At 53.7% G+C, this 20,095-nt stretch carries 21 protein-coding genes and 2 tRNA genes; 8 read left to right on the top strand and 15 right to left on the bottom strand.

What is annotated here, in order from left to right; translation table 11 throughout:
* The first annotated feature begins 50 nt into the window (after positions 1–50).
* Positions 51–530, top strand: coding sequence for a GlcG/HbpS family heme-binding protein (locus F8561_RS15185; RefSeq protein ID WP_134179171.1), 480 nt, complete (start codon positions 51–53; stop codon positions 528–530).
* 35 nt (positions 531–565) lie between these two features.
* Here the strand turns inward: F8561_RS15185 and F8561_RS15180 are convergent, their stop codons facing one another.
* Positions 566–706 (bottom strand): hypothetical protein, encoded by a 141-nt coding sequence (locus tag F8561_RS15180; protein WP_020884349.1) that lies wholly within the window; start codon positions 704–706, stop codon positions 566–568.
* 125 nt (positions 707–831) lie between these two features.
* On the opposite strand from F8561_RS15180, the gene F8561_RS15175 reads away from it, so the two are divergent.
* Together F8561_RS15175 and F8561_RS15170 are read left to right on the top strand one after the other, a co-directional pair.
* A complete protein-coding gene (locus tag F8561_RS15175) occupies positions 832–1,614 on the top strand; it encodes an MBL fold metallo-hydrolase (protein WP_032681168.1) in 783 nt (260 codons plus the stop codon).
* 72 nt (positions 1,615–1,686) lie between these two features.
* Positions 1,687–2,322, top strand: coding sequence for a carbonic anhydrase (locus tag F8561_RS15170; protein WP_014169762.1), 636 nt, complete (start codon positions 1,687–1,689; stop codon positions 2,320–2,322).
* A gap of 28 nt (positions 2,323–2,350) precedes the next feature.
* Here F8561_RS15170 and F8561_RS15165 read toward each other — a convergent pair whose 3' ends face one another.
* The 4 genes from F8561_RS15165 to mdtK all read right to left on the bottom strand — a co-directional run bounded on the left by F8561_RS15165 (position 2,351) and on the right by mdtK (position 5,749).
* The gene (locus F8561_RS15165) at positions 2,351–3,946 is read right to left on the bottom strand and encodes an FAD-NAD(P)-binding protein (RefSeq protein WP_134179170.1); all 1,596 of its coding nucleotides are present in this window, start codon (positions 3,944–3,946) and stop codon (positions 2,351–2,353) included.
* 118 nt (positions 3,947–4,064) lie between these two features.
* Positions 4,065–4,141: transfer RNA gene (locus tag F8561_RS15160), tRNA-Val, on the bottom strand.
* 4 nt (positions 4,142–4,145) lie between these two features.
* Positions 4,146–4,222, bottom strand: a tRNA-Val gene (locus F8561_RS15155).
* Between the two features lie 153 nt (positions 4,223–4,375).
* A complete protein-coding gene (gene mdtK, locus F8561_RS15150; protein WP_014169764.1) occupies positions 4,376–5,749 on the bottom strand; it encodes an MdtK family multidrug efflux MATE transporter in 1,374 nt (457 codons plus the stop codon).
* A 225-nt stretch (positions 5,750–5,974) separates the two neighbouring features.
* Between mdtK and F8561_RS15145 the strand changes: the two genes are divergently transcribed.
* Positions 5,975–6,616 (top strand): riboflavin synthase, encoded by a 642-nt coding sequence (locus F8561_RS15145; protein ID WP_020884345.1) that lies wholly within the window; start codon positions 5,975–5,977, stop codon positions 6,614–6,616.
* Between the two features lie 28 nt (positions 6,617–6,644).
* Here F8561_RS15145 and cfa read toward each other — a convergent pair whose 3' ends face one another.
* Both cfa and punC read right to left on the bottom strand, forming a co-directional pair.
* A complete protein-coding gene (gene cfa, locus F8561_RS15140; protein WP_014169766.1) occupies positions 6,645–7,793 on the bottom strand; it encodes a cyclopropane fatty acyl phospholipid synthase in 1,149 nt (382 codons plus the stop codon).
* A gap of 299 nt (positions 7,794–8,092) precedes the next feature.
* Positions 8,093–9,292: a purine nucleoside transporter PunC gene (punC, locus tag F8561_RS15135; protein ID WP_151887656.1), complete on the bottom strand. Its 1,200-nt coding sequence runs from the start codon at positions 9,290–9,292 to the stop codon at positions 8,093–8,095.
* 114 nt (positions 9,293–9,406) lie between these two features.
* Here punC and punR point away from each other — a divergent pair, with 114 nt between their 5' ends.
* Entirely contained in the window at positions 9,407–10,318 is a 912-nt protein-coding gene (gene punR / locus F8561_RS15130; protein WP_014169768.1) for a DNA-binding transcriptional activator PunR, read from the top strand.
* A 16-nt stretch (positions 10,319–10,334) separates the two neighbouring features.
* Here the strand turns inward: punR and purR are convergent, their stop codons facing one another.
* A complete protein-coding gene (gene purR, locus F8561_RS15125) occupies positions 10,335–11,360 on the bottom strand; it encodes an HTH-type transcriptional repressor PurR (RefSeq protein WP_014169769.1) in 1,026 nt (341 codons plus the stop codon).
* Between the two features lie 297 nt (positions 11,361–11,657).
* On the opposite strand from purR, the gene F8561_RS15120 reads away from it, so the two are divergent.
* Both F8561_RS15120 and F8561_RS15115 read left to right on the top strand, forming a co-directional pair.
* On the top strand, positions 11,658–11,747 hold the full coding sequence (locus F8561_RS15120) for a YnhF family membrane protein (protein ID WP_032670423.1): 90 nt from the start codon (positions 11,658–11,660) through the stop codon (positions 11,745–11,747).
* A gap of 163 nt (positions 11,748–11,910) precedes the next feature.
* Entirely contained in the window at positions 11,911–13,077 is a 1,167-nt protein-coding gene (locus tag F8561_RS15115; protein WP_014169771.1) for an MFS transporter, read from the top strand.
* 38 nt (positions 13,078–13,115) lie between these two features.
* On the opposite strand, the gene sodB is transcribed toward F8561_RS15115, so the two are convergent.
* Together sodB and F8561_RS15105 are read right to left on the bottom strand one after the other, a co-directional pair.
* Positions 13,116–13,697, bottom strand: coding sequence for a superoxide dismutase [Fe] (gene sodB / locus F8561_RS15110; RefSeq protein ID WP_020884341.1), 582 nt, complete (start codon positions 13,695–13,697; stop codon positions 13,116–13,118).
* A gap of 122 nt (positions 13,698–13,819) precedes the next feature.
* A complete protein-coding gene (locus F8561_RS15105; RefSeq protein WP_014169773.1) occupies positions 13,820–14,593 on the bottom strand; it encodes a C40 family peptidase in 774 nt (257 codons plus the stop codon).
* Positions 14,594–14,932: 339 nt separating this feature from the next.
* Between F8561_RS15105 and grxD the strand changes: the two genes are divergently transcribed.
* Positions 14,933–15,280, top strand: a complete 348-nt coding sequence (grxD, locus tag F8561_RS15100) for a monothiol glutaredoxin 4 (RefSeq protein ID WP_003832760.1) — start codon at positions 14,933–14,935, stop codon at positions 15,278–15,280.
* Between the two features lie 45 nt (positions 15,281–15,325).
* Here the strand turns inward: grxD and rnt are convergent, their stop codons facing one another.
* The 5 genes from rnt to eptA form a co-directional block, all read right to left on the bottom strand.
* A complete protein-coding gene (rnt, locus tag F8561_RS15095) occupies positions 15,326–15,976 on the bottom strand; it encodes a ribonuclease T (protein WP_025204356.1) in 651 nt (216 codons plus the stop codon).
* A 96-nt stretch (positions 15,977–16,072) separates the two neighbouring features.
* Complete coding sequence (gloA, locus tag F8561_RS15090) at positions 16,073–16,480, bottom strand: lactoylglutathione lyase (protein ID WP_020884340.1); 408 nt, start codon at positions 16,478–16,480, stop codon at positions 16,073–16,075.
* A gap of 100 nt (positions 16,481–16,580) precedes the next feature.
* Positions 16,581–17,678, bottom strand: a complete 1,098-nt coding sequence (locus F8561_RS15085) for an alkene reductase (RefSeq protein ID WP_020884339.1) — start codon at positions 17,676–17,678, stop codon at positions 16,581–16,583.
* A 53-nt stretch (positions 17,679–17,731) separates the two neighbouring features.
* Positions 17,732–18,331 carry a TetR/AcrR family transcriptional regulator gene (locus F8561_RS15080; RefSeq protein WP_151887655.1) on the bottom strand — a complete coding sequence of 200 codons (600 nt, stop codon included), beginning with the start codon at positions 18,329–18,331 and terminating at the stop codon, positions 17,732–17,734.
* A gap of 41 nt (positions 18,332–18,372) precedes the next feature.
* Complete coding sequence (eptA, locus tag F8561_RS15075) at positions 18,373–19,998, bottom strand: phosphoethanolamine transferase EptA (RefSeq protein ID WP_049022035.1); 1,626 nt, start codon at positions 19,996–19,998, stop codon at positions 18,373–18,375.
* Between the last annotated feature and the right edge of the window lie 97 nt (positions 19,999–20,095).

The raw sequence follows: 20,095 nt of genomic DNA, 5'->3' as shown, positions 1-20,095 counted from the left end.
TCGCACGTCTGAGTACGATTGAACGGTATTCAATCATTCGAGGACGTGCGATGAAAAAAGTAATGATGGCAGCCGCGCTTGTCGCCGGTAGCGTAAGCCTGACGGCACAGGCCGACGCGTTGAACCAGAAAAACCTCTCCCTGGCGCAGGCCAACGCGCTGGCGACCTCCGCCATTCAGGCCTGCATAGCGAAAAACTACCAGGTGACGGTCACCGTGGTGGACCGCGCCGGTGTGGTCAAAGCGGTGCAGCGTACAGACAATGCCGGGCCACACACGGTAAAAGCCAGCGAAATGAAAGCCTATACCGCGCTAAGTGCAAAAAATGCGTCAGGCAAGGTTATGGAAGCCGCGCAGAGCAATGCCGGCGCACAAAACATGCGTGATATTCCGGGCTTCCTGCTGCTGGCCGGTGGTCTGCCGGTGAAAGAGGGGGATGAGGTGATCGGCGCAATAGGGATCGGCGGTGCGCCGGGTGGTCATCTGGATGAAGCGTGCGCGCAGGCGGCGATTGACGGGCTGAAGAAATAATATAAAAAAGCACCGGGTTTTCCGGTGCTTTATCATCAGATCTTGCAGGCATCACCGCAGTCGTCATCGGCGATAATCGACTGCGCTTTTTTATCAGCGTCGTCGAGACGTTCCGCGTTACGCTCTTCAGCTTCATCCAGCCCGTTAAAGACCAAGTTTTCGAGATCAATTTCCATATGGCACCTGCTTTGTTCGGTTTTTGATACTGGCACAGTATAGGGCAAAAAGAGCCGGCAATGTACCGCGCAGCACATAACGATAATCCCTGCCATACTCAGTGCTTTATCGCTGAGGAGAGCTCATGATTATACTGTGTAAAACCTGCGGTACCTCTTATGACGCAACGCCGGCGCGATGCCCTGTGTGCGAGGATGAACGCCAGTATGTTCCGGCCAGCGGCCAGGCGTGGAGTGATTTTGCGACGGTGACGGCCACACACAGCAATAAATGGCAGCAGCTGGAGCCGCAGCTGCTCAGTATCAAAACGGTGCCCGCTTTTGCCATCAACCAGCGCGCGCTGCTTCTGCGTACCCCCCACGGCAATATCCTTTGGGATTGCATTGCGAATCTCGACCCGGCAACCAGAACCATCATCACGGCGCTCGGCGGCATCAGCGCGATCGCAATTTCACATCCTCACTACTACACCACGATGCAGGAGTGGGCCGGGGCTTTCGATGCGCCGGTTTACCTGCACGCGAACGATCGCGAGTGGGTTATGCGCGACAGCCCGATGCTCCACTTCTGGCAGGGCGATACGCTGGATATTTTCCCCGCGGTAACGTTATTACGCCTCGGAGGACATTTCGCTGGCGGAACGGTGCTGCACTGGCAGGAGGGTGATGGTGTCTTACTGTCAGGCGATATTCTACAGGTCACGCCGGGCAAAGATGCTGTCTCGTTTATGTGGAGCTATCCGAATATGCTGCCGTTGCCCGCCCGCAGCGTCGAAGACGTGACCGGGCGGCTGGTGGGGAAAAAATTCGCTCGCCTGTACGGCGCTTTTGAAGGGCAAAATATCCTGGCGAATGCAGATGAGATTGTGCAGCGGTCGGGCCAGAAATATATTGCTTGTCTGAAGTAAAGTCCGGTGGGTAAACTTTACTTGTGTGATCCCGATCATACCTAAACTAAAACAGATAAAAGAGAAATTGCTATGCAACATATCATTGAAGGTTTTCTCAGCTTTCAAAAAGAGATTTTCCCGCAACGTAAAGAGCTCTTCCGCAGTTTAGCGTCCAGCCAGAATCCCAAAGCGCTGTTCATCTCATGCTCTGACAGCCGTCTGGTCCCAGAACTGGTCACTCAGCAAGAGCCAGGACAACTCTTTGTCATTCGTAATGCTGGCAACATCGTGCCACCGTTCGGCCCTGAGCCAGGCGGTGTCTCCGCAACGATTGAATACGCGGTTGTTGCGCTGGGCGTGACCGATATTGTTATCTGCGGCCACTCCAACTGTGGGGCCATGAAAGCCATTGCCGACAATGCGGACCTCGAACCTATGCCGGCGGTTTCTCACTGGTTACGCTATTCCGATGCGGCAAAAGCGGTGGTTGAGAAGAAAACCTGGGATAAGCCAATCGATAAAGTGAATGCGATGGTGCAGGAAAACGTGTTTGCGCAGCTGAGCAACATTAAGACTCACCCGTCAGTGGCGGTGGGCCTGCGCAACAACGCCATCCGTCTTCACGGCTGGGTGTATGACATTGAAAGCGGCAAAATTCTTGCACTGGATAAAGAGACGAAAACCTTCGTCTCTTTATCCGATAACCCGCAGGTTTACTTCGAGTAATCCCGCATTGCAGGGCACGGATGCCCTGTCAGTCATCACTGTACGGTAATTTCCTTCTTGAACCCGATGCGGTTTTCTCTGCGGCTTTTGCCATCGCCTCTGCTATCTCTGCACATTCCGCCAGTCCCTGAACAAAAGGGTGATCGTGCATCAGCCACGGGATTGCGCCAAATGCAATGCGTCCGCGAAGCGTTTCCGGCGCTTTTAACGTGTAATCCTCGCCAATATCCGGGATCTCATCGCCCGTCGCCTGTAGCTGCTTGCGCAGCGTAGGGAAGGGCAGATCTTTTGTTTTAAGCGGCTTTTGCCCGCGGGCATCAATAAAGACGTCGAAACGGTAGGTCGTCTCTTTAGTGGCGATCACCGTCTGCGCGCTGCCAATATCCAGCGTGTAATCATCACCCAGCGCCACAACACTAATGATGCCGGCCTCACGAAGCGCGAGAAGCCTGCGAATCGACTGCGGGGGAATGGCGGCATAGTTGTCGATAAAGACGCGCGCCAGCCCGTTTTTAAAGCGTTCAGCGTCCTCCTCGGTAAGATGAGGAACCATCTCCTGAACCACTTCATGCAGCCGAAGCACGGTGTAGCGCCAGGCCACCGTGCGCCGGTCACGTTTGTTCCGCTCGACCTCATTCAGGTTCTCTTCAGCCCAGGTAAACGGACCGTGCTGTTTTCGATCCTCAAACCACGCTTCGCGAAGGCTGTCCGCCGTCTGCATGCGCAGCGATATTTTCTCACACCAGGCCGGGTCGGCGAGTTCAAGCTCTTTCACCATCAGGGCGAAAATGCGGTCAAGCAGACCGTCTGATCCTTTGGCGATTTCGGCTTCGAGTACCGATTCGGTTAATACCGACAGCGGTTCGTACGGAATAGGACAGTAAAAATCGGCCTCTGGCAGAATCCCGGTCCTGGACATGAGTACTATTTTTAACGCTTCACTTCCTTTATCGAGGAGGAACGTGCCGTCGCGAAACTCACCGTGCTGCATCACCACGGCCATCGCCGCGTCCAGCCCGCTTAAGGATGTTCCCATAATACCGACGCGGCAGGGGCGGATGCGGGCATCCATCAACCCTGACCACGGGCTTGGGAAATACGCGCGCGTGGCCTCCTCTTCTTCTGGCCAGACATGCCCGGTGGCGATCACGGCGAGATCGAATCGTTCCGGAAACGGCGTGTCATTGACCGAAAGCGTCACGCCGGAGGAGGACGGGGCAACATCGGTGACGGTGGCAGACGTGTGGATCTCAACCTGAAATCCCCGCCTCTTAGCTTCCTGGACAATCGTCTGGAAACTGTCGCGAAAATACTCGCCCAGCAGAATACGGGGCAAAAACTGTCTGTCATGCAAGGTGGCTTTATCAACCTTAAAGCGCGCCAGATGGGCTTCACTCTGGCGCTTAAGCCAGTCGAGGTAGGTCATAAAAAGGGGCGGGATTTCAATGCTGGCAATGTTGGCCAGCATCAGGCGAGAGTTATCGTCGTCGTTGTAGGGCATTCCCACGCCAGCTTCGTCTGCCTGTTCAAAAACGGAGACAGAGAGCGGCGACGCGTTCTTAAGAAGAGAATAAAAGGTGTAAATCCCTGTAGGGCCGGAGCCGATAATGGCGATTTTCTTCATCGACAGTCTTCCTGTTTTTTTTCCATAAGAAAAGCGTAGCAGGAGAATAATGATGAAATTGGGGTATTAAGAAAAATTAGGACTTAAGAAGAGGATTTGCACCATTTCAGGACTGAAATGGTGCGTCCGAGTGGACTCGAACCACCGACCCCCACCATGTCAAGGTGGTGCTCTAACCAACTGAGCTACGGACGCAGAATGGTGCGTTCAATTGGACTCGAACCAACGACCCCCACCATGTCAAGGTGGTGCTCTAACCAACTGAGCTATGAACGCAACGTGTTGTCGGTGACAACGGGGACGAATATTAGCGGCACAGCATCGTTGAGGCAAGAGGGAAAATGCATTTTTCTCTCTGATTTCACGCGATTGCTTTATTACCGCGCAAAGTGAAGAGAAAGTAGCCGCCAGCTGGCGGCTACTGCGTATTTAACGTGCAGCGCGTTGCAATATTACCGAGGATGACTGGCGTTGCAGGAAGCGCATGCGCAGCATCATCATAATTGCCGCAGAGGTTAAGCCGATGATAAAGCCCATCCAGAATCCTGCCGGCCCCATGCGGTCAACCACGAGGTCGGTAAGCGCCAGGATATAACCACACGGCAGACCCAGCACCCAGTAAGCGATGAAGGTGATAAAGAAGATCGAACGCGTATCTTTATACCCACGCAGTACGCCGCTGCCAATCACCTGTATGGAATCGGAGATCTGGTACACCGCGGCAAGCAGCATCAGATGGGATGCCAGCGCCACCACTTCCGGGTTGTCGTTGTAAAGCAGGGCAATTTGCTCACGCAGCGTGATGGTAAACAGTGCCGTACAGATGGCCATACAGACACCGACGCCAAGCCCCGTGCGAGCCGCCGTTTGCGCATCCAGCGTCGAACCTTGCCCCAGACGAAAGCCCACGCGAATGGTCACCGCTGCGGCCAGCGACATCGGCAATACGAACATCAGGGAACTGAAGTTCAGCGCAATCTGGTGACCGGCTACGTTCACAATGCCGAGCGGAGAAACCAGCAGGGCGACCACGGCAAACAGCGTCACTTCAAAGAACAGCGCCAGTGCAATCGGCAGGCCTAACTGCACCAGACGCGTCATGATGTTCCAGTCCGGCGTGCTGAACGAACGTTCATTGCGGATATCGCGCATTGAACGGGCACGTTTCACATAGGAGATCATACTGAAGAACATCACCCAATAGACGGCAGCCGTCGCCACGCCGCAGCCGACGCCGCCGAGCTCCGGCATACCGAAGTGACCATAGATGAAGATGTAGTTCACCGGAATATTCACCAGCAAGCCGATAAAGCCCATTACCATTCCGGGCTTGGTTTTCGCCAGACCTTCACACTGGTTACGCGCGACCTGGAAGAACAGATAGCCAGGCGCACCCCACAGCAGGGCCCGCAGGTAGCCGACGGCTTTGTCAGCCAGTGCCGGGTCAATATTATGCATGGCGCGGATGATATGACCGGCATTCCACAGCACAACCATTATCAGCACGGAGACAAATCCTGCCAGCCAGAACCCCTGTCGAACCTGATGGGCAATACGTTCACGTCGCCCTGAGCCATTTAGCTGAGCGATAACCGGGGTGAGGGCGAGCAGCAGGCCGTGGCCAAACAGGATAGCCGGAAGCCAGATCGAGGTGCCTATTGCCACGGCGGCCATATCGGTGGCGCTGTAGCCACCCGCCATTACCGTATCCACAAATCCCATTGCGGTCTGGGCCACTTGCGCGATGATCACTGGTATAGCCAGTGCCAATAACTGGCGCGCTTCATTCATGTACTTCTGCACGTGAACACCTTTATATTCTAGTTATTTGAGAGACTAAAAAGGCCGCCGTAACTGGCAGCAAGAAGAAAATGCAGGGGGGTGCCAGCTATTGTAGCGGGGTTTAGCTATTTATCTAGTGAAAAAATCGCCACAAAATGCGCTCCGCTGGCAACCTGTTTTTCCAACTGTTATTGTGGTGGGATTAAACGGTGTCACCACCGTCCGGAAAAAACAGGAGTTGTAAGCATGTTTACTGGTATTGTGCAGGGCACCGCCAAAGTGGTGTCCATTGATGAAAAACCTAATTTCCGAACTCATGTGGTTGAGCTTCCGGAATATATGCTTGATGGCATTGAAACTGGCGCCTCGATTGCACATAACGGCTGTTGCCTGACGGTAACCGAAATTAACGGTAACCAGATTAGCTTTGATTTAATGAAAGAGACGCTGCGCATCACCAACCTGGGCGAGCTGGTGGTGGGGGATACCGTAAACGTAGAGCGTGCGGCCAGGTTCAGCGATGAGATTGGCGGCCATCTGATGTCAGGCCATATTATGACCACCGCGGAAGTGGCGAAGATTGTCACCTCGGAAAATAACCGTCAAATCTGGTTTAAAGTGCAGGATCCTTCATTAATGAAATACATCCTGTATAAAGGATTTATTGGTATTGATGGGATTAGCCTGACGGTTGGGGAAGTGACGCCGACCCGTTTCTGCGTGCATTTAATTCCTGAAACCCTCCAGCGTACAACCCTGGGGGCGAAAAAACTGGGGCATCGGGTTAATATCGAAATCGATCCGCAGACTCAGGCGGTTGTGGATACCGTTGAGCGGCTGTTGGCGGCAAAAGAAGCCGCAATAATAAAGACCGCAGAAGAAGAATAAAATGAACCCCGGATATCCGGGGTTTTTTTTAGCGTGCGACCCGCAAACCGTGTTCTATCCCTCGGCTGAAAACAACCTGCCAAAGTTGAATATCACGCGCGCGAAAGGCGCCTGCGCAGGCATTGAGATAATAGCTGAACATCCGTTTAAACCGTTCAGAATAGTTGTCCGCAATTTCTGGCCAGGCTTCCTGGAAACGTGAATGCCATGCCATCAACGTGGTGTCATAATCCGCGCCAAAGTTATGCCAGTCTTCCATAATGAAATGAGGTTCACTGGCGTTAGCAATCTGGCGAACGGACGGCAAACAGCCATTCGGAAAGATGTATTTGTTGATCCACGGATCGACGTTATTGTCGGTGCGCTTAGAACCAATGGTGTGCAGCAGGAAGATGCCGTCAGGTTTCAAGTTACGGTCCACCACGCTGAAGTAGGTGTCATAGTTTTTCGGCCCCACGTGTTCGAACATGCCGACGGAGACTATGCGATCAAACTGCTCGTTCAGGTCGCGATAATCCTGAAGGCGAATATCCACATCAAGGCCCTGGCAGCGCTCCCGTGCCATTTTTTGCTGTTCAGCTGAAATGGTCACACCGACCACGCTGGCACCATAATGCTTCGCCATAAAATAGGCCAGACCACCCCATCCACAGCCGATATCCAGCACACGCATACCCGGCTGTAGCTGCAGTTTTTCACAAATCAGACGCAGCTTAGCCTGCTGGGCTTCTTCAAGGGTTGAGGCCTCTTTCCAGTAGGCGCAGGAATATTGCATGAAAGGATCGAGCATGCGGCTGAACAGGTCATTACCGAGGTCGTAATGCTCCTTGCCGACGATCCACGCCCGTTTTTTGCTTTGCAGATTAAACAGCCGGGCGGAGGCGACACGTAATGTATCTTTCAGATTGCGGGGGAGCTGGTTTTCCAGACCGGCGCGTAAAACGCTGGAGAAAAACATATCCAGCCGTTCACACTCCCACCAGCCGTCCATATAACTTTCCCCCAGGCCTAACGATCCCTCTCGCAATACGCGTTTAAAAAAGTCGGGATGCTTAACCTGTGGATCGGATGGCGAAGATCCATTAATAGTGATGCCTGCGCGACCTAACAGTTCACTGACGATCCGGGACCAGTTATCGTCCGGAACGCTGACTTCTTCTATACACGATGAACTCATAGCTTCTCCATCACCTTACTGTGATCAGAACCTTCAAACAGCGTAGACGCTTTTTATGGTTTGTGAGAAATCTCACGGTATTTCCCCGTGAGGCTAGTATCCGACGTAGAACAGAGGAAGGGAGATAACCCTTGCCGAAATGCCTTCCATGGTAAAACGGGAGCACTCCGGCTCCCGTTAACACTTAATATTTATCGTATTTAATCGAACCAAATTTAGTATAGGCCTCAAAATTTGGTGATTCAATAGAAAATTCTTAGCAACCTAATCACTGATATTTAACATAATTTCTGGCGCGATTATGCATGCGAGGTTTTCACCTCTGCGCGGTCATCCTGCTCACGTTGTGCCGCTGACTGCATACGGTATCCCAGAAGGGCCAGCGCAACCGTAACCAGCATGACGCTGGTGGTGGTCAGGAGCGGCGTGGCAATCAGCGCAGAGACCACCAGGCTTGCCAGGAAGCACAGACCCAGCTGCAGGGTATTCTGAAGCGCGGCCGCACGCCCTGTTGCCTGTGGGAACGGACGTAACGCCTGGGCTACGACGATAGGGTAAATCGCACCGTTCGCCACGGCCATCACGCAGAAGGGAATCAGAATTTCTGCCAGACCGGCGCCCGGGATAAAGCCCACAGCCCAAGTGGCGATCACGCTCAGCGCGTAGAGCACCAGCAGCCAGGGCAGCATCTGCTGACCTTCCCATTTTTGCAGCGCCGCGCGACAGCCATAGCCCCCGACCAGAAACGCGATGGTCTGCGGGACATAGCTCAGACCAATGGCGGCCGGGCTGTAACCCATATCGTGAAGAATGAACGGCGAACCGGTCAGCCACGCGAAGAAACTCGCCGAGCAGGCGGCATAAATCAGGACATTACCGCGGTACGCTTTGGTGCTCAGCAGAGAGGTAAAGGTCACCGGTGTTGTGTCAGCAGGCGTCTCTTTCTTATGTGCCGCTTTGAGTGTGAATGCCGGGATCATCAGGACCAGCGTGATGGCAAACAGCGTAGCGAAAATGGCCTGCCAGTCAAAATGTGCCAGGATCCAGCTCCCGAGCAGCGGGGCGAGGGCAGGCGAAAGCCCTACCAGCGGCATAATGGTGGCGAAAATGCGGTTTGTACGGTTGGCCGGATAGTAGTCGGTGACCAGCGCCTGCCAGGTCACCGCAGCAGCACAGACGCCAACGGCCTGCACGAAGCGCAGTACCAGCAGCCAGGTTGCATCGCGCACCCATAACATTCCCAGACAGCCGACGGCAAAGATAGCCAGCCCCAGCAACAGCACCGGTTTACGGCCAAAGCGGTCAGAGAGAGGCCCCCAGAGCAGCTGCGCGAAGGCAAAGCCCGCGAGGAATAAGCTCAGGCTGGCGCTGATGGCTGCCGCCGGGATCTGTAAATCTTCCTGCATTGCGGCGAAGGCGGGCAGGTACATATCAGTGGCTAAAAAGCCCAGCACGCTTAAACCACCGAGCCAGACTAAAAATCCTTTCCTGGGTTGCATTGTTTTTTCTCCTGAGGGAGGCAGGTCTATGTTTGCGCAGAGTGTAGGGAGTGCAAAGCAGCTTGTGAAACGCTAATATTTGGCGAGTGCATTCAAAATTTTTGCAGGCAGAAAATGTGGTCAGATTATTCTCTTGAAGTGGTCGATGCTGTTGCGCGCAACGGCAGCTTTAGCGGTGCCGCGCAGGAGTTGCACCGCGTCCCCTCAGCAATCAGCTATACGGTGCGTCAGCTTGAGGAATGGCTGGCCGTTCCGCTGTTTGAACGGCGTCACCGTGATGTGGAATTAACGCCCGCCGGGGCATGGTTTTTGAAAGAAGGGCGTTCTGTTATCAAAAAAATGCAGATCACCCGCGAACAGTGTCAGCAGATCGCTAACGGCTGGCGAGGACATCTTTCGATTGCCGTGGATAACATCGTAAAACCAGAACGTACCCGGCAGATGATTGTCGATTTCTATCGCCATTTCTCGGATGTCGAATTGCGGGTATCCCAGGAAGTGTTTAACGGCGTCTGGGATGCGCTGGCAGATGGCAGGGCAGAGATGGCGATCGGTGCCACGCAGGCGATCCCGGTTGGGGGACGCTTTGCCTTTCGCGACATGGGCATGCTCAACTGGAAATGTGTGGTGGCAAGCGATCATCCGCTGGCTGACCTGGACGGGCCGCTCAGCGACGAAACGCTCCGTAACTGGCCCTCGCTGGTGCTGGAAGATACCTCGCGTTCGTTGCCCAAACGCATTACCTGGCTGCTGGATAACCAGCGACGGGTGGTTGCGCCGGACTGGGAATCCTCAGCAACATGCCTCAGCGCAGGGCTGTGCGTTGCCATGGTTCCTGGCCATTTTGCACGGCCCCGAATCGACACCGGTGAATGGGTTGAACTGACGCTGGAAAATCCTTTTCCGGATGCGGCCTGTTGCCTCACCTGGCAACAAAATGATGTGTCGCCCGCAATGGCCTGGCTTCTGGATTACCTGGGAGACAGTGAGACGCTTAACCGGGAATGGCTACGGGAGCCAGTATAACTGGCCCCGTAAAAGATTAACGACGATAGTCGCGGAACGGACCATCCGCAACGGAACGGCGTTCGATAAGACGCGGGTGAACTTCAATAGACTGAGACTCTTCACGCTTGTTGACGATCCTGTCCATCAGCATATTGAAGGCCGTTTCACCCAGCGAGTCTTTTGGCTGGTGGATGGTGGTCAGCGCCGGGGTAAAGAAGCGCGCGTTGCGTACGTTGTCATACCCGATCACGGAAATGTCCTGCGGCACGCGCAAACCCAGTTCATCGGCGGCACAAAGAGCACCCATCGCCATAATGTCACCGCCACAGAAAACGGCTGTCGGGCGATGCGACTGGGAGACAATCTGCTGCATCGCGCGGTAACCGGATTCCGGTTCAAAGTCACCCTGCACGATCCAGTTTTCCGGCACGGTAATCAGCGCCTCTTCCATGGCTTTCATAAACCCGGCCAGACGCCCGGCACCGGTGTTGCGCTCCAGTGGACCCGGGATCACACCAATCTCGCGGTGACCACGTTCAATCAGATAACGGCCTGCCATATAGCCGCCTTCAAACGCGTTATCGATGACGGAGTCGGTGAAGTCTGCACGTGCTTCGCCCCAGTCCATGACCACCATAGGAATATGGCGGTACTCTTCCAGCATGGAAAGCACGGACTCCGGATACTCTGAACACATCACCAGCAGGCCATCCACACGCTTTTGCGCCATCATGGAGAGATAAGCGCGCTGTTTTTCAATGCTGTTCCACGCGTTGCCCAGAATCAGGGTATAGCCTTTCTGGAAGCAGTTTTTCTCGACTGCTTCAATGATCTCGGCAAAATAGGCCGCTTCACTGCTGGTTGCCAGCAAACCAATGGATTTGGTGTGATTAACTTTGAGGCTGCGCGCCACCGCACTCGGTGAATAGTGTAATTCTTTGATTGCCGCCCAGACGGCGTTGCGCGTCTCTTCCGCCACAAAGCGGGTTTTGTTAATTACATGTGATACGGTTGTAGTGGAAACGTTTGCGCGTTTTGCTACGTCTTTAATTGTTGCCATTAAATGTCACTCCAGACCATATCCTAAACTCCTGAAAAACTTGAAGGTAAACGTTTGCCTTCTCTCACCCTTATCACGCAATCTTGAATTGCGGCACGCCGGGAAAACGACACAGGACGTCAGGAGGGGGTCAATGGCCGGTACGCTAATAAATTTAGCGTGGAATTTTGTCCTATCTTGATGAAAAGGGGAAGAGCTAAAGTGGTTATCAGTTTAAATCCAGGAAGATTTTTGAACTAAACTGTGTAAAAATGAGCAGGCTCACTTTTCGTGGGGAGATTAAAAGGAGAAAAATTGATGAGCTACGATCTGAAGTTTTCGCTGGTGACCACCGTTATTGTACTGGCTCTGATTGTTGCGGCGGGTCTGACGGCTGCATTGCACTGATTTACACGGAGGGAGAGCTCTCTCCCTCTCAGTTTTCCTGATTGTTACGCCTGCGGCAAAAATCTTTTGCCAATTTGTTAACTTCTCATTTTTTGTGATTGATGTCATGCTTTCGGCTTCTTTGTTCTGTGTCACGACATGACACGGCATCCGGAGTTGACGCATGAAAATCAATTTTCCCCTGCTTGCCCTGGCGATTGGCGCTTTTGGGATTGGCACCACTGAATTCTCCCCGATGGGGTTACTGCCTGTTATCGCCCGGGGCGTGGATGTTTCTATCCCGGCGGCCGGGATGCTCATCAGCGCCTACGCCATTGGCGTGATGGTGGGGGCACCGCTCATGACGCTTCTGCTTTCACACCGCGCGCGCCGCAATGCGCTGATTTTCCTGATGGCGATATTTACGCTGGGCAACGTGCTCTCCGCCATTGCTCCGGATTACACCACCCTGATGTTGTCCCGCATTCTGACCAGTCTTAACCACGGCGCGTTCTTTGGGCTGGGATCGGTTGTGGCCGCAAGCGTGGTGCCAAAACACAAGCAGGCGAGTGCCGTGGCAACCATGTTTATGGGTCTGACGATTGCCAACATTGGCGGTGTACCTGCCGCAACCTGGCTGGGTGAGGCGATCGGCTGGCGCATGTCGTTCCTGGCGACGGCCGTGCTGGGTGTTATCGCCATGGTGGCGTTGTACTTCTCCTTGCCGAAAGGCAGCGCTGGTGAACGTCCTGACGTCCGCAAAGAGCTGTCGGTACTGATGCGTCCGCAGGTGCTCTCCGCACTGTTGACCACCGTACTGGGGGCGGGTGCCATGTTTACCCTGTACACCTATATTTCACCGGTGTTGCACGATATCACCCACGCGACGCCTCTCTTTGTGACCGCGATGCTGGTGCTGATTGGTGTCGGGTTCTCTATTGGCAACTATCTCGGCGGGAAATTCGCCGATCGTTCCGTGAGCGGGACGCTGAAAGGCTTTTTAACGCTGCTGATTGTCATCATGATCGCCATTCCGTGGCTGGCGCGTAATGAAGTCGGGGCGGCGATGGCGATGGTTGTCTGGGGGGCTGCGACCTTTGCCGTGGTTCCGCCGCTGCAGATGCGCGTGATGCGCGTTGCCCATGAGGCACCGGGTCTCTCGTCTTCGGTCAATATTGGCGCGTTTAACCTTGGCAATGCGCTCGGTGCCGCTGCCGGTGGTGCCGTCATTTCTGGTGGCCTGGGATACAGCTTTGTGCCGGTGATGGGGGCGATAATTGCCGCGCTCGGCCTGCTGTTAGTAATGATGTCTGGCCGTAAACAGCCGGAAGCAGCGTGCGCTGCTGAATAATGAAAAAACGCAGAAGGGCAAACCCTTCTGCGTGTCTCTTACGCGGCGAAGTTCTTCGCCACAAACGCCCAGTTAACCAGTGCCCAGAAGTGCTCCAGGTAGTTCGGGCGCGCGTTACGGTAATCAATGTAGTAAGCGTGTTCCCAGACGTCCACGGTCATCAGCGGCGTTGCGCTGGTGGTCAGTGGCGTACCCGCATTCGAGGTGGAAACGATAGCCAGTTTGCCATCCGCGTCTTTCACCAGCCACGTCCAGCCAGAACCGAAGTTCTTGACTGCAGCATCCGTAAACTTCGCTTTAAAATCAGCAAAGCTGCCAAATGCCGCGTTAATCGCGCCAGCCAGTTCACCCGTAGGTTCGCCGCCTGCATTCGGTGCCAGGCAGTGCCAGTAGAAGGTGTGGTTCCACACCTGAGCGGCATTGTTAAAGACACCGCCCTCTGAACTGCGGACGATCTCTTCCAGCGTTTTGCCTTCAAAATCGGTGCCCTTGATCAGGTTGTTCAGATTGGTGACGTACGTCTGGTGATGTTTGCCGTAGTGATACTCCAGGGTTTCCGCAGAAATGTGCGGGGCCAGGGCGTCTTTTGCATATGGTAGTGCAGGTAATTCGAACGACATTGCTTCTCTCCTTATTGTTTTTTATGTTGCCAATAACCACACAGACAACAGGGACAGGATAGCAAATTGAAAGGGTATGCAAAAGAGGAACTTACCCTGCCACGGCTGTGGCAGGGCAGGGGTTAGCGAATGGTTTTTGGCGTCATCACGCGGCGTGCGCCGACATAGTGACGTACCCAGTAGTCTTCACTGAGAGAGGTTATCTGGATGTCCTGGCCGCTACGTGGGGACTGGATAAATTTCCCGTTGCCTACATATACGCCAACGTGGTCAGCCGTGCCGCGCCCCTGAGTGCGGAAGAAGACGAGATCGCCATTCTCCAGTTCACCGCGGTTGACCGGTGACGCGTCGCGCAGGTGATACATCTCATTGGCGGTACGTGGAATTCGGAACTTCACCAGATCTTTATAGGCGTAATAGACGAGGCCGCTGCAGTCGAAACCGGTACGCGGTGAGCTGCCGCCCCAGCGATAGGGTTTGCCAATCTGCCCCATCAGTTTGTTCAACGCCGTTTTTTGCGCTTTCTGTACGCGAACCTTATGCACTTCCGCTATTTTCGTGACCTTCGTGCATTTCGCTTTATGACCTTTGCGGGGGATGCATTTTTCCGTCACGAGATTAGCTGCAGTTTGCGAGGCTTTGCTTTTGGTTGCGTGGGCAGTGCGGGAAGGTTTTGTTTTCGTCTTGCTGGAGGCGGTCTTTTTAGTCTGGGTGGTGGTCTTTTTCTTGTCGTTCTTGCTGGTGGTTTTTTTCTTACGGTCTGTGGTTTTGGCCAGATGCGTTTTTTGTACAGCAGAGTGCCGCGCCTGTTGAGAGGCGTTCGCCACTGGCGTGAAAGTGAGTGTTGTAAACAGTAAAGCACAGAGCGTGATCGAGATTTTATTTATCCGCGCCACTGGGCAGTCCCCTGATAAATGCAGGTCATCAATAATACCCGCGAATGATTTACAAAGCCCGTCGATTCTAATCTATAAAAACCCGATAAGTTAATAGCATTTTTCAATCTACAATCCTGTTTCGTTAGCAAGTGCAAAAAAATTCATCAATCTGTCGCACTATTGTTCACTCCCTAAACAAAACCCTGAGTGCCGCAGGGTTAAACACCATTTGCAATGCAACTTTTCATCACTCGCGGTAAAATAAGAAAGACGTGACAAAAATGTTATTTTCCGATGGCAGTCTGAACCGCTACAATGACAGACGAATGCCGTAACAGAAGTTAAAGGAAGCAAGACATGAGCACCACTATTGAAAAAATCCAGCGCCAGATCGCTGAAAACCCGATTCTGCTGTATATGAAAGGTTCTCCGAAGCTGCCAAGCTGTGGCTTCTCCGCGCAAGCGGTTCAGGCGCTGTCTGCCTGTGGTGAGCGTTTTGCTTACGTTGATATCCTGCAGAACCCGGACATCCGCGCTGAGCTGCCTAAATACGCTAACTGGCCGACGTTCCCACAGCTGTGGGTAGACGGTGAGCTGGTCGGCGGTTGCGATATCCTGATCGAAATGTATCAGCGCGGTGAACTGCAGCAGCTGATCAAAGAAACGGCTGCGAAGTACAAAACGGAAGAGCCAGACGCGGAGTAAGTTATCTGCGAAGACAAAAAAGCGACCTCATGAGGTCGCTTTTTTTTATTCTTCATTGTCACCCATCGGCAGCGGCCAGCCGCCCAGACGCTTCCAGCGGTTCACAATTTCACAAAACAGTTCCGCCGTCCGCTCGGTGTCATAAAGCGCGGAATGCGCCTGCGTACCGTCAAACTCAATGCCTGCCGTAATACATGCCTTTGATAATACCGTTTGTCCCAACGCCAGACCGCTCAGTGCCGCGGTATCGAAGGTCACAAACGGGTGGAAAGGGTTACGCTTGAGCGACGCGCGCTCAGCGGCGGCCATGGTAAAGGTGTGATCGAACGTGGCGTTATGCGCCACCATAATGGCGCGGCTGCAGTTGCTCTCTTTCATACCTTTACGCACCATTTTAAAAATGGCGTGCAGCGCGTCATATTCACTTACCGCACCACGCAGCGGGTTATGCGGATCGATGCCGTTAAAGGCCAGCGCTTCGGGCTGTAAGTTGGCCCCTTCAAACGGTTCAACGTGGAAATGCAGCGTGGTGTCCGGTGTAAGCCATCCCTGTTCATCCATCTTCAGCGTGATGGCGGCAATTTCAAGCAGCGCATCGGTTTTAGCGTTAAATCCGGCTGTTTCAACATCGATCACAACAGGATAAAAACCACGAAAACGGTCGCACAGACCGCTAAATTGAGCGTTATCGGACATCAGGGTCTCTTACATGGGGAAAAAAGCAGTGCGCATTATGGCAAATTTTGGATGGGGATGCAGTAAAAGTACGGGCGCATGTTGCGCCCTGCGGGATCAGTTGCCCAGACCGCGACCAGCGTCTTTGGCTTCAATCAGTTCGATTTTGTAGCCGTCCGGATCTTCAACAAACGCGATCACGGTGGTGCCGCCTTTGACCGGGCCAGCTTCGCGCGTCACGTTACCGCCGTTGCTGCGAATACGTTCACAGGCTTCGGCTGCGTTGTCCACTTCCAGCGCGATATGACCATAAGCGGTGCCCAGCTCATAGCTGTCCACGCCCCAGTTGTAGGTCAGTTCGATGACCGCTTCGTCCGTTTCCGGGCCGTAACCCACAAACGCCAGCGAGTATTTATATTCCGGGTTTTCGCTGGTGCGCAGCAGTTTCATACCCAGTACGTTAGTGTAGAAATCGACAGAACGTTGCAGATCGCCAACGCGCAGCATGGTGTGAAGTAGGCGCATAATTTCCTCATTAACCAATGGAATAGAATATCTATTTGAACAGAAACGATGTTTTAGTATAGCGGCGAAAGGTCGCCGCTATCAATGAGCAATGAAGAGATTACAGGGTAGGGTAGTCGGTATAACCTTCAGCGCCGCCGCCGTAGAAGCTTTCCGGACGCTGAGGGTTCAGCGCGGCTTTCTGCTGCAGACGGGCGACCAGATCAGGGTTAGCGATAAAATCGCGACCAAATGCAACGGCGTCGATCAAACCTTTGCTAATCAGATCTTCAGCTTTCTCAGGGGTATATGCCCCTGCACCGATGATCACACCGTGGAAGCGTTCGCGTACTTTCTGACGGAAGGCTTCAGTGTAAGGCTGACCACCGGCCCAGTCTGGCTCGGACATATGCAGATACGCGATACCCCGTTTTGCCAGCTCTTCAATCAGATAAAGGGCATCCGCTTCTTCGTCCGGGCCGTTATCAACGTTCTGGAAAGAACCAATCGGGGACACGCGAATACCAATGCGGTCCGGGCTCCACTCCTGACATACGGCATCCACCACTTCCAGCACCAGGCGCGCACGGTTTTCAACGCTGCCGCCGTACTGGTCGGTACGATGGTTAGAGGACGGTGACAGGAACTGGTGCAGCAGATAGCCATGCGCGGAGTGCAGTTCAACCAGGTCGAAACCGGCTTCACGCGCATTCGCCACGGCCTGGCGGAAATCGTTAACAATCCCCGGGATCTCGTCCAGTTCAAGAGCGCGCGGCATAGACGTATCAACGCGGATCGCATTGCCGTTTTCATCACGCAGAGAGGTGCGGGTGTTCGCGCTCAGGGCAGAGGCGGAAACCGGTGCCTGACCGCCAGGCTGGATGCTGCTGTGAGAGATACGACCGGTATGCCACAGCTGGACGGCAATACGACCCTCTTCAGCGTGAACGCCAGCCGTGATTTTTTTCCACGCGGCAATCTGTTCCGGGCTGTGCAGACCTGGTGCGCCAGCGTAACCCTTAGCCTGAGCAGAAATCTGAGTGGCCTCGGTGATGATCAGGCCAGAGCTTGCGCGCTGACGGTAATATTCACCCATCAACGGGGTAGGGATATCACCCGGCTCAATGCTGCGCAGACGGGTAAGCGGGGCCATGAACACACGGTTTGGCGCGGTAACGGCACCCACTTTCAAGGGGGTAAATAATTTTTCAGCGGACATAAAGGCTCCTGAGTAGACCAGTCGTCTAGTAATTGCGTAAATAAAAACGCCTGCTATACGCGAGGCGTAGTAATGCTGCTTTTTACATGTGCCAGTGCGCTTTCAAGCGGCACCGCACTGCGTGAAATCTTGGCCTGCAGGTTAGCGCCTAACCAGAGGGCGTATAAAACCTGCGCCTGGGTTAAGGGTTCGCCGGGAAAAGTCAGCGTTTTTTCATCGCGGCCTTTCTCCAGCGCCTGTGCCATGAGGGCGATAACCCCGCGGGCCCCTTTATCCATTGCTGTGCGCATATCTTCTGAAAGATCGCACACTTCGGCAGAAAGTTTTACCGTCAGGCAACCGCTGATGATGCCCTGCTGACAGAACTGGTTCAGCGTTTCCTGATAGAAGTGCAGAACACGATCGCGATAATTACCTTCGCCCGTGGCAAAGTGCACTGCCAGGCGCTGATGGTAGCTGGCATAGTGCCGCTCCAGCATTGCGACGCCAAACGCCTCTTTGGACCGGAAGTAGTGATAAAACGACCCCTTCGGTACCTCAGCGGTTTTTAATAACTCGCTCAACCCCATACCGGTGAACCCGCGATGCATGCAAAGTCGCTCGCCGGTCGCCAGTAAATGTTCTCGGGTATCGTGTTCTGTATTTCTGCTCATGGCCGCACTCTAATAGACCGTTCGGTCTATTGCAAGCGTGTTCAGTGGCGACATGCGTTCAGAATATCCAGCTGCTGTTGATAAACCTTTGATTTAATGTCCATCATACCCAATACGGTAGAGAACAAATTGTCCTGCGAAACCGCATTTTTTGCTGCATAGTCACGTAAACACTGCGCGTTGACGCCGAAATTTTTCGCATAGTCTGGTGATAACCAGAACATAAACGGAATGTGCGTTTGTTGCTCTGGTGCCAGCAGATACGGCGTGCCGTGCAGATAAATCCCGCTTTCGCCCAGCGACTCCCCGTGATCCGAAAGATAAATCAGGGCGGTATTCATGCTCGCCTGACGCGCTTTCAGGGCATCGATGGTTTTGCTGACCATGCTGTCGGTATACAGGATGGTGTTGTCATAGGTATTCATCAGCGCCTGGTGATCGCAATCCTGAATTTCATTGGTATCGCAGGTTGGCGTAAATTTGCGGAAATTATCCGGATAACGGCGATAGTATGCCGGGCCGTGGCTGCCCATCAGGTGGATGACCAGTACGGAGTCCTGCTTCAGGCCATCCAGAACATTGTCCAGACGGGTGAAGTTCACATCGTCAATGCAGGAGTTGTCTTTGCAGAACTGATCGAGTTTCCACTGGGTCATGTCGGTATGGGGAACGCGATCGCAGGCGCCTTTACAACCGCCATCATTGTCACGCCACAGCATATTGATCCCCGCATGGGCGAGCACGTCCAGCAACCCTTCCTGGTGATGGGCCAGATCGGCATCGTATTTACTGCGCGTCATACCGGAGAACATGCAGGGCACGGAAACGGCCGTTTCGGTGCCGCAGGAGGAGGCCTGCGGGAAGTTAATCACATCCTGCTTTTTCAGCTCGGGGTTTGTTTCACGCCCGTAGCCATTCAACGAGTAGTTCGCGGCACGTGACGCTTCGCCGATGACCAGCACCAGAACGGTTTTCTTTTGTTGGCCTGCAATCAGCGGCCCTTTATGGGCATCTTCACCGATCCGGACCAGTGTTTGATCGCCTGCAAACCAGCGCATTTTGCTGTATTTGACCATCGCGCTGACATAGTTTGCGGGGGTCACCATTTTGACGATGCTTTTGTTATTGCGAAACAGCGACGCGTAGTCTTTATAAAACAGGGCGGCGATGAGGATGATAACCAGCAGGGCGCCGAGCATTGCGGCAAAACGGGTCAGCAGGGCGTACCACCATTTCCCGGTGCGAATGCGGATCATGGCCAGCACCACGGACGGAACAAGACCGGCAACGACAATCCACAGGATCATCTGCGGCGTCACCAGGGCGGTGGCTTCCTGAGAGTTGGTTTCGAACACGTTAACAATCATGTTCTGATCGATAACCGCGCCGTAGGTATACATAAAGTAGGTCGCGGCGGCGCATCCGACGGTCAAGACAATCAGCAGCGGCTTACGGATAAACGGGATATTAAGCAGACTAAAAACAATGACCCAGCCGCAAAACAGCACGAGTGGAACGGACGCGGCAAAGAGGACGTCATGGATATGCGCGGGCGCGATAATTGCCCAGCTACGCTGAATAAACAGCGCGTTTAATACGGTAAAGAAAAGTGCACAGCCCAGAGTAAATTTTATATCGTTACATTGTAACTTTTTGATTAGCCACATCGATCAGAAAACCTGCAATTTTAATGATGGGGCGAGTATAGAGAACGAAGATTAGTGAAACCTTAATGCCACAAAACTGTGGTAAAGCCCTTGCACG

Source organism: Enterobacter sp. 198, assembly GCF_009025585.1.
GTDB lineage: Bacteria > Pseudomonadota > Gammaproteobacteria > Enterobacterales > Enterobacteriaceae > Enterobacter > Enterobacter ludwigii.
Note: the sequence above shows the minus strand (reverse complement) of the source record. Positions and strands in the feature narration are given on the sequence as shown.

Bases quoted from the DNA above. Each gene is read 5' to 3' on its own strand.
- grxD (WP_003832760.1), top strand. From the start codon at position 14,933: ATGAGCACCACTATTGAAAAAATCCAGCGCCAGATCGCTGAAAACCCG.
- sodB (WP_020884341.1), bottom strand. From the start codon at position 13,697: ATGTCGTTCGAATTACCTGCACTACCATATGCAAAAGACGCCCTGGCC.
- gloA (WP_020884340.1), bottom strand. From the start codon at position 16,480: ATGCGCCTACTTCACACCATGCTGCGCGTTGGCGATCTGCAACGTTCT.
- F8561_RS15170 (WP_014169762.1), top strand. From the start codon at position 1,687: ATGCAACATATCATTGAAGGTTTTCTCAGCTTTCAAAAAGAGATTTTC.
- punC (WP_151887656.1), bottom strand. From the start codon at position 9,292: ATGCAACCCAGGAAAGGATTTTTAGTCTGGCTCGGTGGTTTAAGCGTG.
- F8561_RS15085 (WP_020884339.1), bottom strand. From the start codon at position 17,678: ATGTCCGCTGAAAAATTATTTACCCCCTTGAAAGTGGGTGCCGTTACC.
- cfa (WP_014169766.1), bottom strand. From the start codon at position 7,793: ATGAGTTCATCGTGTATAGAAGAAGTCAGCGTTCCGGACGATAACTGG.
- F8561_RS15115 (WP_014169771.1), top strand. From the start codon at position 11,911: ATGAAAATCAATTTTCCCCTGCTTGCCCTGGCGATTGGCGCTTTTGGG.
- rnt (WP_025204356.1), bottom strand. From the start codon at position 15,976: ATGTCCGATAACGCTCAATTTAGCGGTCTGTGCGACCGTTTTCGTGGT.
- F8561_RS15185 (WP_134179171.1), top strand. From the start codon at position 51: ATGAAAAAAGTAATGATGGCAGCCGCGCTTGTCGCCGGTAGCGTAAGC.
- F8561_RS15080 (WP_151887655.1), bottom strand. From the start codon at position 18,331: ATGAGCAGAAATACAGAACACGATACCCGAGAACATTTACTGGCGACC.
- punR (WP_014169768.1), top strand. From the start codon at position 9,407: ATGTGGTCAGATTATTCTCTTGAAGTGGTCGATGCTGTTGCGCGCAAC.
- F8561_RS15165 (WP_134179170.1), bottom strand. From the start codon at position 3,946: ATGAAGAAAATCGCCATTATCGGCTCCGGCCCTACAGGGATTTACACC.
- F8561_RS15175 (WP_032681168.1), top strand. From the start codon at position 832: ATGATTATACTGTGTAAAACCTGCGGTACCTCTTATGACGCAACGCCG.
- F8561_RS15120 (WP_032670423.1), top strand. From the start codon at position 11,658: ATGAGCTACGATCTGAAGTTTTCGCTGGTGACCACCGTTATTGTACTG.
- F8561_RS15180 (WP_020884349.1), bottom strand. From the start codon at position 706: ATGGAAATTGATCTCGAAAACTTGGTCTTTAACGGGCTGGATGAAGCT.
- eptA (WP_049022035.1), bottom strand. From the start codon at position 19,998: ATGTGGCTAATCAAAAAGTTACAATGTAACGATATAAAATTTACTCTG.
- F8561_RS15145 (WP_020884345.1), top strand. From the start codon at position 5,975: ATGTTTACTGGTATTGTGCAGGGCACCGCCAAAGTGGTGTCCATTGAT.
- purR (WP_014169769.1), bottom strand. From the start codon at position 11,360: ATGGCAACAATTAAAGACGTAGCAAAACGCGCAAACGTTTCCACTACA.